The following is a 12,227-nucleotide window of genomic DNA, read 5'->3' as shown; positions in this document are numbered from 1 at the left end:
CATGCGTCACACGACCCGATCCTCCCGAACCACCCCCACACCACACAGAACGACACACCCACCACAAAGATCAACTTAAGCTAAGTGGCATTGGGGCTTGCCCCCACAAGAACAGCCCTTGCGGCTTTCCGCGCGAAGCGCGCCCCCGCAAGGGCCATTGGAACGGGAACGGCGCCGTGAATCAGCCAGGTTCACGCCGTAAGACGGCGCCGGATTCACCGACCTGCGACTCGCCGTACCGGCGCCGAGGAGAGTGCCATCCGGAGGGTGCTGGGGACGTGGGGAGTGGTGGGGTGGGGAATGGTTTCGGGGGTGACTCCTAGGTGGTGGCGGCTATGGCGGTTTCTCGGGCCCAGCGGTAATCGGCTTTGCCAGCGGGGGAACGGGTCATCTGGGGTACGAAGGCGTAGGTGCGGGGGACCTTGTAGCCGGAGAGGCGTTGGCGGCAGTGGGTGTCGAGGTCTTCGGGGGTTACCGGGTGGTCGGGGCGGGGTTCTATTACGGCGGCCACCTTGGTGCCCCAGCGGGGGTCGGGGATGCCGGTGACCACGGCGTCGAAGACGGCGGGGTGGCCCTTCAGGACGGCTTCGACCTCTTCGGGGAAGACCTTTTCGCCGCCGGTGTTGATGCACTGGGAGCCTCGGCCGTAGACGTAGATGGTGCCGTCTTCTTCCACGGTGGCGAGGTCGCCGGTCAACAGCCAGCGGGTGCCGGAGGGGTCGGTGACGAAGGTTTCGGCGGTCTTGGCGGGGTCGTTGTAGTAGCCGAAGGCGATGTCGCCGGATTTGGCGACGGTGCCGAGTTCGCCGGAGCCGGGCTTGACGGGGGTCAGCGACTCGTTGAGGACGGCGAGGGTGCAGGTGGCGTTGGGCTGGTACTTGAGGCCGGACTCGGGGGAGGAACCGGCGACGGCGGAGGCGGTGTAGCCGGATTCGGTGGAGCCGAAGCTGTCCATGATGAGGACGTCGGGGAGGAGCTCCTGTAAGCGGTCGCGTACCACGCCGGTGAGGATGGCGCCGGTGGAGCTGAGGACCTTCAGGGAGGACAGGTCGTAGGCGCCGGTGGCGATCTCGTCGGCCAGGGGGCGGGCCATGGCGTCGCCGGTGACGTTCAGGGTGAGGACGTTCTCGCGGGCGATGGTGCGCAGCACGTCGGCGGCGTCGAACTTGCGGACGTAGACCGTGGTGGAGCCCATCCAGAACGAGATGAACGTCGCCATCTGGGCGGCGCCGTGCATCAGGGGCGCGGCGGGCATCATGCGGAGCGGGCCGGCGTTGACGGCCGTCTCGATGACCTGGCCGGGCTCGGTGTGCGGGGCGCCCCACGGGTTGCCGCCGCCGAAGGCCATGAACAGGTCGCGGGTGTGCCACATGACACCCTTGGGCATGCCGGTGGTGCCGCCGGTGTAGATGATGTAGAGGTCCTGCTCGGAACGCGCCGGGAAGCCTTCCCTGCCGGAGGAGACCCCCGCGAGAGCCTCGTCCCACGGCAGGGCGCCCTCCACCCGGGACGGGCCGCCGACGACGACGAGCGTGCGCAGGGCGGGGCAGCCGGGGGCGGTGGCCGCCACGCGGTCGTCGAACTCGACGTCGTAGACCAGCGCGACGATGCCGGAGTCCGCGTAGATGTACTGCAGCTCGGCCTCGACGTACCGGTAGTTGACGTTGATCGGCACGGCCCGGATCTTCAGCGCGGCCAGCATCGTGATGACGTACTCGACGCCGTTGTACAGCTGGATGCCCACGTGGTCGCCCCGCCCGACGCCGCGCTCCGTCAGCCGGTGCGCCAGCCGGTTGGACCGCGCCTCCAGCTCGGCGTACGTCAGGCGGTCCTCACCGCAGATGAGGGCGACCCGTTCACCGATCGCGTCGGCCAGCCCTTCGAACAAGTCTGCGTGGTTGAACTCCATCGGGACCCTCCTGCCCGATAGCGACGGGCCGTCTGTCACGGCCGGTCGCTGCCAACGATCCACATCGCGAAGAACTGGGCCCCGCCGCCGTAGGCGTGCCCGAGGGCGCGTCGCGCCCCGTCGACCTGGTGTTCGCCCGCCTGCCCGCGTACCTGGAGCGCCGCCTCGGCGAAGCGGATCAGCCCGGACGCCCCGATGGGGTTGGAGCTGAGCACGCCGCCGGAGGCGTTCCACGGGATGTCCCCGGTGAGTTCGGTGGCGCCGGACTCGGTGAGCTTCCAGCCCTCACCCTCGCCGGCGAAGCCGAGGTTCTCCAGCCACATCGGCTCGTACCAGGAGAACGGTACGTACACCTCGGCGACGTCGATCTCCCGCCGCGGCTCGGTGATCCCGGCCTGCCGGTACACGTCGGCCGCGCAGTCCTTGCCGCCCTGGGGGCTCACCGTGTCCCGTCCGGCCCGGAAGATCGGCTCCGAGCGCATGGCGGCGCCGTGCACCCACGCGGGCGTCCCGGTCACCTTGTGCTCGGCGGCGAGCACCATGGCGCAGGCGCCGTCGGACGACGGGCACGTGTCCAGGTACCGGATCGGTTCCCAGAGCATCGGGGTGCCCTCGACCATCTCCCGGTTGATCCCGGGGATCCTCAGGTGCGCGTAGGGATTCTTCAGCGCGTTGAGCCGGTCCTTGACCGAGACCAGCGTGCCGATGTGGCCGGGGGCGCCGGAGCGGCGGATGTACTCGCGGATGTGCGGCGCGAAGTAGCCGCCCGCGCCGACCACCAGCGAGGCGGTGAACGGCAGGTGGGTGCTCAGCGCCCAGGTGGCGTTGGACTCCGACTGCTTCTCGAACGCCACCACCAGCACCCGCTCGTGCACCCCGCCCTGGATGAGCGACGCCCCGACCAGCGCGGTGGACCCGCCGACGCTGCCGGCGGTGTGCACCCGGGTCACCGGCTTGCCTGCGGCGCCGAGCGCGTCGGCGAGGTACGCCTCGGGCATCATGACGCCCTCGAACAGGTCGGGCGCCTTGCCGATGACGACGGCGTCGATGTCCTTGAACGTCAGCCCGGCGTCCTCCAGGGCGCGCAGCGCGGCCTCGCGGACCAGCCCGGCGATGGACACGTCCTGCCGCCGGGTGCGGTAGTGGGTCTGCCCGACGCCGATGACGGCGCAGCGATTGGACACGGCTCAGCCCTCCATCACGGCGACGAGGTTCTGCTGGAGGCACGGCCCGGACGCGGCGTGGCCGACGGCGCGGCCCGCACCGCCGTCCATGACGCGCCGCGCGGCCTCGCCGATCCGGATGAGCCCGGTGGCCATCACGGGGTTGGCGGCGAGCGGGCCGCCGGAGGGGTTGACGACGACGTCCGGGGCCAGCCCGAGCGCCTCACGCAGGATGATCTCCTCGTGGCTGAACTGCGCGTGCAGCTCGGCGACGTCCACCGGGGCCTTGCCGACCCCGGCGGCGCGGGCGGCGTCGGCGGCGGAGACCGAGCGGGCCAGGTCGCGCATGCCGAGGTAGTGCGGCTCGGCGCGGTGCGCGATGCCGGTGATCCACGCGGGACGCTCGGCGATCCGCCGGGCCAGGTCGCCGGTGGCGAGTACCACGGCGGCGGCGCCGTCGGTGGGGGGCGCGGCGTCGGCGGTGTGCAGCGGCCGGACCTCGTAGGGGTCGTCGCCGTCGAGGTCGGGCAGGTCGGGCAGGTCGAGCGCGTAGGGGTTGGCCCGGCCGTCGGCGCGGCTGCGCCGGGCGATCTCGCGCAGCTTCGCCTCGGAGGCCCCGAGTGCGCTCGCCTGCAGCGCGGCGTACGACACCTGGTCCAGGCCGAGCGGCGCCAGGTAGTACGGGTCGAGCTGCAGCGTCATGACCTCGCGCACGTCGGTCAGCGACGACTTGCCGAAGCCGTACACCAGCGCCGAGTCCACGTCGCCGTGCTGCAGCCGCACCCACGCCTCGTACAGCGCCCACGCGGCGTCCATCTCGACGTGGCTCTCGGAGATGGGCGGCCAGGCCCCGATGGCGTCCAGCGCGGACACGAACGAGAACGGCGCACCGGCCAGGTAGTCGCAGCTGCCCGAGCAGGTGAAGCCGAAGCGCGACAGGCCGGAGACGCGCTTGACCTCCTCGATGATCGGCGCGATCAGCTCGGCCTCCGACAGCCCTTCGTCGTGATCGGTGTGCCTGGTCTGCGCGAACGCGACGACGGCTACCTCTCGCACTGGGCGTTCCCCTTCCTCGGCCGCCGGCTCACAGCTCGACGTCCGGCTCGCCCGTGGGCGCGAACCACTTGACGTTGCTCATCGACATGGTGCGCTCCTCCGGCGGCACCCACACGGCGCGCACCCGCATGCCCTGCCGCACCTCGTGCGCGGGCACGTCGCCCATCAGCGCGATCATCGGGACGTCCGTGCCGTCCAGCAGGATGTAGGCGGACACGAACGGCACCTCGGGGGCCCGGGGGTCGGGCAGGTTGTTGATCGCGAAGGTGGTGATGGTGCCGGTGTCCGGCACCTGGAGCTCCTCCTCGATCCGCGAGCCGCAGGACGGGCACGCGGTGCGGTACGGGACGTACACCTTGTCGCACGAGGCGCAGCGCCCGGCGAGGAACACGCCGTCGCGCACGCCTTCCAGAAAGCGCAGCAGCGACCGGCCCGGCTGCACGCGGTACTCGGTGCGCTGCGGGGAGACCATGGTGGTGACCTCGGGCACGAAGCAGGCGATGTCGGTGATGTGGCCCTTCCGGTCCGCCTCGGGCCGGAACCGGGGACGGACCCGCAGGCCGGGGCGCATCGCCTTGAAGTGGTCGACGGCCACGGCGTGCACCAGCGAGGTGTCCGCGCCGTCGAGGTCGATGAGCGCCCAGGCGAACGGCCGGTCCAGCGGGTGCCCGGGACGCGGCGTCACGACCCAGGCCCAGGTGCGCACGGTGCCCGCGGGCCCCACCGGGACGAACTCCTCCGTCACCGGCTCGCCGGTGTGCGGGTCGTACTCCAGGGGCGGCACCAGCACGCGGCCGTCGGCCGTGCGCACCCCGACGAGGCGCCCTTCGCGCAGCTCGGTGAGGAAGCGGCCGATGACCGGCCCGGTCGTCCGGGTGTACCCGCCGGGGAACTCCAGCGCGTACTCGGCGACCAGTGGTTCATCAGATGGCACGGTCGTGGCCCTCCCAGTAGGGGTCGCGGAGTTTGCGCTTGAGCAGCTTGCCGTTGGGCTCGCGCGGCAGCCGTTCCACGAAGTCGATGCTGCGCGGCCACTTCATCTTGGACAGCCGCCCTTCCAGGGACGCCAGTAGCTCGGCGGCCAGCTCGGGGCCGGGCTCGATGCCCGCCGCGGGCTCCACGACCGCCTTGATCTGCTCGCCCCACTCCTCGTCGGGGATGCCGAACACGGCGACGTCCGCCACCTTGGGGTGGACGACCAGCTCGTTCTCGATCTCGGCGGGGTAGATGTTGGTGCCGCCGGAGATGATCATGTCGGCCTTGCGGTCGCAGAGGAACAGGTAGCCCTCGTCGTTCAGGTAGCCGATGTCCCCGACGGTGAAGTGGTCGCGCAGGCGGTTGGCGGCGGTCTTGGCCGGGTCGCCCTTGTACTCGAACTGAACTCCCGCCATCTTCATGTAGATGGTGCCGGGAACGCCGGTCGGGACGGGCTCGTGATCGTCGTCCACGATGAGCAGCTCGCTGATCGGCCACGCCGTGCCGACGGTGCCGGGATACTTGCGCCAGTCGGCGGGGGTGGCGACGGTGCCGCCGCCCTCGGTGGCCGCGTAGTACTCGTACACGCAGTCGCCCCACCAGTCGAGCATCGCCTGCTTGACCGGGACGGGACAGGGGGCCGCGGCGTGGATCATCCACTTCAGCGAGGACAGGTCGTACTTGTGACGGGTCTCGTCCGGCAGGGAGAGCAGCCGCTTGAAATGGGTGGGCACCATGTGCGAGTTGGTCACCCGGTACCGCGCGCACAGCCGGAGCATCTCCTCCTCGTCCCACTTGTCCATGTAGACCAGTTTGTGCCCCATGTGCAGCGCCGTGCCGCCGAACTGCGTGACCGCGGTGTGGTAGTTCGGCGAGGTGACCAGGTGCACGTTGTCCCCGCCGGGGGTGACGCGGAACAGGCCGAGCAGCGCGGTCATGAACTCGGCGCCGTCGTCGGGGTCGATGCCGCTCAGCGGGCGCCGCACGCCCTTGGGCCTGCCGGTGGTGCCGGAGGTGTAGTGCATGGTGGCGCCGAACGTACGGTCGCCGGGCGGGGTGACAGGCATGCCCTCGACGAGCTCGCCCACCGGGCGGAAGCCGTCGACCGCGCCGAAGGCGAACCGGCGCTCCGGCGCGACCTCCTCGGCGGCGCGCACCGCCTCGTCCGCGTAGCGCTCGTGGGCGAAGAACGCCTTGGCCTCGCTGTCGGCGAGGATGTACGCGATCTCCGGCCCGGTCAGGTGCCAGTTGACCGGCGTGTAGTACCAGCCGGCCTGCAGCGCGGCGAGGTACAGCACGAGGCCGTCCACGCCGTTGGGCATCAGGCCGCTGAAGCCGTCGCCCGGCGCGAGCCCGAGGGCGCGCAGGCCGTGCACGACCTGATTGGCGCGGGCGTGCAGCTCTCCGGCGGTGTGTTCGGTACCGTCCGGATCGACCGCCGCGACCCGATCGGGGTCCGCCTGCGCGAGCCTCCAGAAACCGAGCGACCCCATCGGAACTCCCTTGTCCGTTCCGCCGTGATGTCCCCCGAATGCGCCGCAGTGAAGCACGTTCCCGGTTCCCCGACAAGCCCTGGCGCGACGGGCTCGTCCCGAATAAGAATCTGTTCTAGTTCGCAGCCGCAGCCTAACCCGCCCGACCCGAGACGATCAAGCGCTTGCTCTAGCACCAGCGGGCCTGACCCCCGCCGACATGGAGGAACCTCATGGATCTCCTGCCCATCAGCACCCCGCACTGCCGTGTCGAGCGGGACGGCCACCTCGTCGTCGTCACCATGAACCGGCCCGAAGCCAAGAACGCGTTGTCGTCCGACATGCTGGTCGGTCTGGCCGAGGCCTGGGCCTACATCTCCGCCGAGCCGGACGTCCGGGTGGGCATCCTCACCGGCGCGGGCGGCACGTTCTGCGCCGGCGCGGACCTTAAGGCCATGGCCGCGCCGTCCAGTGACCCCCGGGTGAACGAGCGCGCCCGGCAGATCCCCGACTTCCACTGGAAGGGCCTGCTGCGCGGCGACGGCGCGCTGCCGAGCAAGCCGATCGTGTGCGCGGTCGAGGGGTACGCGGTGGCGGGCGGCACCGAGTTGCTGGTCGGCACCGACATGCGCGTCGTGGCCGAGTCGGCGACGCTCGGCCTGTTCGAGGCCAGGCGGGCGCTGTTCCCGATGGGCGGCAGCGCCATCAGGCTGCCGCGCCAGATCCCCTACGCCTTCGCCATGGACCTGCTGCTCACCGGACGCGCCGTCCCCGCGGCCGAGGCGCTGCGGATGGGCCTGGTCAACAAGGTCGTGCCGGACGGCGAGGCGCTGGCCGCCGCGCGCGAGATCGCCGAGAGCATCGCGGCCTGCGGGCCGATGGCCGTCCAGGCGATCCTGCGCGCATACCGGGAGACGCTGGGCATGGCCGAGGCCGAGGCGCTGAAGGTGTCCGACGCCATCGGCTGGCCGGTGATCGGCTCCGCGGACGCCAAGGAGGGCTCCCTGGCGTTCCGCGAGAAGCGCCCCGCCGTCTACCGCGGCGAGTAGCCGGGGCACGCCTCAGCCCTCCGTCAGGCGGCCCAGGCGCTCGATCGCGTCGACGTACTCCTCGACCAGTTCGAAGACGACGTCCTTGGCGGACTTCACCTGGTTCATCGAGCCGATGATCTGCCCGGCGGGGAAGGTGGACAGCTCGCCCGCGCCGTAGTCGGAGATGCGGCGCAGCGCCCCGGAGATCAGCATGAACTGCAACGGCATCGGCAGCGTGCCGGGCGACTCGGGCGACTCCCAGGCGTCGGTCCAGGCGTTCTTCAGCAGGCGGGCGGGCTTGCCGGTCCACGACCTGGACCGCACGGTGTCGCGGGAGGTGGCCTGCAGGATGTGCTGCCTGGCCAGCTCGGGGGTGTCGGCCTCCTCGACGGTCAGCCACAGCGAGCCGGTCCAGACGCCCTCGGCGCCGAGGGCCATCCCTGCGGCCATCTGGCGCCCGCAGCCGATGCCGCCCGCGGCGAGCACGGGGACGTCCACCGCGTCCACCACCTGCGGGATCAGCACCATCGTGGAGATCTCGCCGGTGTGGCCACCCGCCTCGGTGCCCTGGGCGACCACCACGTCCACGCCGACCTCGACCTGCTTGACGGCGTGCCGGGGGGTGGAGGCCAGCGCGGCCACCTTGACGCCCCGTGCGTGGGCCAGCTCCACCACGTCGGCGGGCGGCGGGCCGAGGGCGTTGGCCAGCAGCGCGATGGGATGCTTGAGCGCGGTCTCGACCTGGGGGCGCGCGGTGGCGTCGGTCCAGCCGAGCAGCACCCGGCCGGCCTCCGAGTGCTCCGACAGCGGTGGCACGCCGTGCTCGGCCAGCAGGGCCTCGACGAACGCGCGGTGGCCGTCCGGGATCATCCCCTGGAGGCGGGCGACCAGGTCCTCGGGGGAGTCGACGCCGAGGTCGGCGCCGGCGTAGGAGGCGGGCATGACGACGTCCACGCCGTACGGCTTGCCGTCGACGTGCTCGTCGATCCATGCGAGCTCGATCTCGAGCTCCTCGGGGGTGAAGTAGAGGGCGCCCAGCACACCCATACCGCCGGCGCGGCTGACCGCGGCGACGACGTCCCGGCAGTGGCTGAAGGCGAAGATCGGCAGCTCGATCCCGAACATGTCGGTGACACGTGTCCGCATGGCTCGAATCTACGACCACCCGGAGCAGAACTGCAACGTGTTCTAGGTGGAAAGTTCCCTGGATGCTACCAGCCGGTAACCTGTCGCGGTCCATCGCCCGGCAATACCGGCAGAACACGTTCTACTTTGGCGTTCCCGACATGCCGTCAGAGGGCCTGTCATGGGCCGGGCGCGGGAAAGCGGAAAAGGCCGGGGGGCCATTCCCCCGGCCTTTTCACCGCGGCGCCAATGGCCTGGTGCGGGACCCTCAGGCCTCGTGACCCCGGGCCCGCGGGCGCCTGGCGGCGATCACCGCGCCCGCGACGACCGCCACCAGGCCGACCACCAGCAGCACCAGCGGCACCGTCGTCTTGAGCATGTTGATCTGGCTCTTGGCGTCCAGCGCGTTCTTCACCAGGTTGCCGACCGTCTCGGGGGTGAACCTGGCCGTGGCGGCGAAGGCCACCGAGCGCTCCACGCCGTCCTGCGTCTTCAGCACCTCGTGGCGGCGCTGCTCCTGCTGCACCGGGATGCCGCTGACCGGCTCCACCCAGTAGGTGACGGTGCCGTCGTACCAGCGGTCCACCTGCACGTCGCCGGGCTGGGTCATGCCGAGGACCGAGGCGGGGGCGGTCAGCGTCTGGGTCTTGGTGGCCGGGATGGTCTGCTCGAACTTGTAGACCGGGACGCCGTTGACGGTGTCCTCGCCGACGAACTTCGCCTCGTAGGCCTTGCGGGTGGAGGAGTTGAACACCGGATAACTCTTCTTCTCCGTGCCGAACGGGAACAGGTAGATCTGGCCGGTCAGCTGGACCGGCTCCTTCTCCACGTTGGCCCCGCAGCAGTTGACGCCCACGCCCGTGTACTTGTTGAAGGCGCTGCGCCGCTGAGCGTACGAGATGCCCTGCTTGTTGTTGGTGACGTCGTTGACCGCGGTGAACTCGTCCCAGACGACGTCGTCGCCCTTGGCCGCCTCCACGTCACCACGGGTGGTCACAGTGATGTCAAGGTTGCCGGTGAGGACTTTCAGGTCTCCCGTGCTGAAGTACTGTGCGTTGTCGGCGCGCAGCTTGGTGATCCCGTACTGGTCGGCGGGCGCGGCGACCAACTGCGGGGCCGCGTAGAACCGCACCAGCGGAGCGAGGGTGACGAGGAAGGCCCCGATCGCGATGAGAACGATACCGGTGATACGCCGCATCCGTTTCCTCCGGGTTGCCATAGCATCCGTACTAAGACGGTTTGTCGAATAGCGCGCATGTTGCCCGAGATGGTATTCCTCGCTGTGGGCTACGTCACCACGCCGCCACCAAATTGATAGAAACGAGTTCTACCTGATGTCCGCCGCCTCCCGGCCCGCCGCGGACGGCCTGGCCCGGTCGGTCCGCCTCTTCCGCGCGTTCACCGCCGAGCAGCTCGACCAGGACGGCTACTACACGCTGCTGGCCGCCGACACCACCGCCCAGTTGGAGCGCTACGCCCCCCTCTCCGGCCGCACGGTGCTGGACGTGGGCGGCGGTCCCGGCTACTTCGCCCGCGCCTTCGAGGCCAGGGGCGCGCGCTGCCTCCGTCTGGACGCCGACGCCGGCGAGCTGGCCGGCACCGGCGCCCCCCAGCCCGGCGCGGTGCTGGGCAGCGCCCTCGACCTGCCGGTCCGCGACGGCGCCGTCGACGTCTGCTTCTCCTCCAACGTGCTGGAGCACGTGCCCGACCCCTGGCGAATGGCCTCGGAGATGGTGCGCGTCACCCGCCCCGGCGGCATCGTCTACCTGGCCTTCACCAACTGGCTGTCCCCCTGGGGCGGCCACGAGACCTCCCCCTGGCACTACCTGGGCGGCCATCACGCCGCCCGCCGATACGAACGCAAACACGGCAAACCCCCCAAGAACCTCTACGGCACCAGCCTCCACCCCGTCTCGGTCACCGCCGCCCTCCACTGGTCGTCCCACCACCCGGACGTCACCGTCCTGACCGCGACCCCCCGCTACCTCCCCTCCTGGTCCCGCCCCCTCGTGAGAATCCCGGTCCTACGCGAGTTCCTCACCTGGAACCTGCTACTGGTCCTACGCCGCCACTGACCCCGTCCATGCGGTGAGGTTCCCGCGGACAACCCGTTGTGTGTGCGGCGCCGGTGAAATGGTCCTCGCGGAGAGCGCGCTTCGCGCGGAAGGCGCAAGGGCTGTTCTCATGCGGGGGACACCCCCGCACCCCCGAGCCTGCCGGGCTCCGCCACGACGCGTACCGGCAGGATCGATGTCCCACCGGGGCGGGCGGGGGTCAGTTGGGGGTTGGGCGTTCGTGGGCGCGGGGTGGGGGGTGGCGGGTTAGGAGGGCTGTTAGGGCGCCGGCTAGTAGGGCGAGGGTGCCGGTGGTCAGGGCTATTAGGGGGATGGTGGTGGTCAGGGTGTGGATTCGGGTTATTTCGGTGCGGGCTGTGGCGGTGTTCTTGGCTGTCTGGGTGGGGGTGTAGTTGAGGGTGGCGTTGAGGACGATCAGGCGTTCGCGGCCGTCGGGGGTGCGGTAGGCCTGGTGGATGCGTTCCTCGGTGCGGAGGGGGGTGCCGGTGATGGGCTCTATCCAGTAGGTGCGGGTCGCCTGGGCCCACAGGGTGACGGGGACGTCGCGGGTGCCGGGGAGGCCCAGGAGGCGGGGTGGGAGGCCGCGGGTCGCCACGGCGGTGGGTGGGGTGTCCGCGACGAAGCGGTATACGGCTGTGCCTGACACGGTGTCGGTGCCGGCGAAGCGGGCGGGGTACGAGCGGCGGGTGGTGACGTCCCACAGGGACTGGTCGCGGGGTGGGGTGCCGTACGGCCATCGGAAGACCAGGCCGGAGTGGGGGGCGGGGCGGCCGGCGGCGGACTCGCCGCAGCAGGCGACCGCGGTTCCGGTGCGGCGGTCGAAGGCGGCGCGTTCCTGGGTGTAGGAGACCGGTGTGCCGTCCTCCGCCGCCAACTCCGTGAACGCGTCCCAGACCACCCATGTCGGCCCGCCCGCGCCGACGTCGCCGCGCACGGTGGTGGTGCCGCGCAGGAGCCCCGTGCGCACCGAGGCGCTGCCGGGGTCGAAGTACGTCGCGTCGCGAGCCTCGGTCTCCACCACCTGGTACGCGTCGGGGCGGGCCCCCAGCACCCGCTCGGCCACGTAGAAGCGGACCAGGGCCGCCCCGCTCAGCAGGAACGCTCCGAGCAGGATGAGGACCGGCCCGACCCCTCGCCGCATCCGCCCCGCCTCCACCGTCACGCGACCCGCATCGGCCGCTCGTCCCCGCCCACTAGCCCACATCGTTCACGACGACGCGTGCACGGCCATTAACCGCCCCGCGCCGCTCCCGACGACACATGACCGGCCATCAGCCGCCCCGCATCGCTCACGACGACGCGTGACCGGCCACCAGCCGCCCCGTATCGCTCGCGACGACCGCCATTAGGCTGCCCCGCCGGCGTCGGCCGGGGCGGGACCTGGGCGATCACCGTGCCGGTTGCTAAAGTGTGCAAATCCT

10 protein-coding genes are annotated in these 12,227 nt (G+C 70.9%); 2 read left to right on the top strand and 8 right to left on the bottom strand.

Going from position 1 to position 12,227, the window contains the following annotated elements; all coding sequences use genetic code 11:
• Positions 1-319 precede the first annotated feature (319 nt).
• Genes ACFP1K_RS30405 through ACFP1K_RS30385 form a run of 5 tightly spaced genes read right to left on the bottom strand, consistent with a single transcriptional unit; the run spans position 320 to position 6,596 of the window.
• Positions 320-1,909, bottom strand: a complete 1,590-nt coding sequence (locus tag ACFP1K_RS30405; protein WP_380759723.1) for an acyl-CoA synthetase — start codon at positions 1,907-1,909, stop codon at positions 320-322.
• A 35-nt stretch (positions 1,910-1,944) separates the two neighbouring features.
• Positions 1,945-3,093, bottom strand: coding sequence for a thiolase domain-containing protein (locus ACFP1K_RS30400; protein ID WP_380759721.1), 1,149 nt, complete (start codon positions 3,091-3,093; stop codon positions 1,945-1,947).
• A gap of 3 nt (positions 3,094-3,096) precedes the next feature.
• Positions 3,097-4,128: a thiolase domain-containing protein gene (locus ACFP1K_RS30395; protein WP_380759719.1), complete on the bottom strand. Its 1,032-nt coding sequence runs from the start codon at positions 4,126-4,128 to the stop codon at positions 3,097-3,099.
• A gap of 28 nt (positions 4,129-4,156) precedes the next feature.
• Positions 4,157-5,062, bottom strand: coding sequence for a Zn-ribbon domain-containing OB-fold protein (locus ACFP1K_RS30390; protein ID WP_380759717.1), 906 nt, complete (start codon positions 5,060-5,062; stop codon positions 4,157-4,159).
• Positions 5,052-6,596: an acyl-CoA synthetase gene (locus tag ACFP1K_RS30385; protein WP_380759715.1), complete on the bottom strand. Its 1,545-nt coding sequence runs from the start codon at positions 6,594-6,596 to the stop codon at positions 5,052-5,054. Before ACFP1K_RS30385 ends, ACFP1K_RS30390 begins: the two co-directional genes overlap by 11 nt.
• A gap of 212 nt (positions 6,597-6,808) precedes the next feature.
• On the opposite strand from ACFP1K_RS30385, the gene ACFP1K_RS30380 reads away from it, so the two are divergent.
• Positions 6,809-7,624, top strand: a complete 816-nt coding sequence (locus tag ACFP1K_RS30380) for a crotonase/enoyl-CoA hydratase family protein (RefSeq protein WP_380759713.1) — start codon at positions 6,809-6,811, stop codon at positions 7,622-7,624.
• 12 nt (positions 7,625-7,636) lie between these two features.
• Here ACFP1K_RS30380 and ACFP1K_RS30375 read toward each other — a convergent pair whose 3' ends face one another.
• Both ACFP1K_RS30375 and ACFP1K_RS30370 read right to left on the bottom strand, forming a co-directional pair.
• Positions 7,637-8,752, bottom strand: a complete 1,116-nt coding sequence (locus ACFP1K_RS30375) for an NAD(P)H-dependent flavin oxidoreductase (RefSeq protein WP_380759711.1) — start codon at positions 8,750-8,752, stop codon at positions 7,637-7,639.
• 247 nt (positions 8,753-8,999) lie between these two features.
• Positions 9,000-9,929: a DUF3068 domain-containing protein gene (locus tag ACFP1K_RS30370; protein WP_380759709.1), complete on the bottom strand. Its 930-nt coding sequence runs from the start codon at positions 9,927-9,929 to the stop codon at positions 9,000-9,002.
• Positions 9,930-10,065: 136 nt separating this feature from the next.
• On the opposite strand from ACFP1K_RS30370, the gene ACFP1K_RS30365 reads away from it, so the two are divergent.
• Entirely contained in the window at positions 10,066-10,806 is a 741-nt protein-coding gene (locus ACFP1K_RS30365) for a class I SAM-dependent methyltransferase (RefSeq protein WP_380759708.1), read from the top strand.
• A 199-nt stretch (positions 10,807-11,005) separates the two neighbouring features.
• Here ACFP1K_RS30365 and ACFP1K_RS30360 read toward each other — a convergent pair whose 3' ends face one another.
• Positions 11,006-11,947: a DUF3068 domain-containing protein gene (locus ACFP1K_RS30360; protein WP_380759705.1), complete on the bottom strand. Its 942-nt coding sequence runs from the start codon at positions 11,945-11,947 to the stop codon at positions 11,006-11,008.
• Positions 11,948-12,227: the final 280 nt, after the last annotated feature.

This window comes from Sphaerisporangium aureirubrum, assembly GCF_042658925.1.
In the GTDB taxonomy this organism is placed as follows: domain Bacteria; phylum Actinomycetota; class Actinomycetes; order Streptosporangiales; family Streptosporangiaceae; genus Sphaerisporangium; species Sphaerisporangium aureirubrum.
This window is presented reverse-complemented; position numbering and strand designations above follow the sequence as displayed.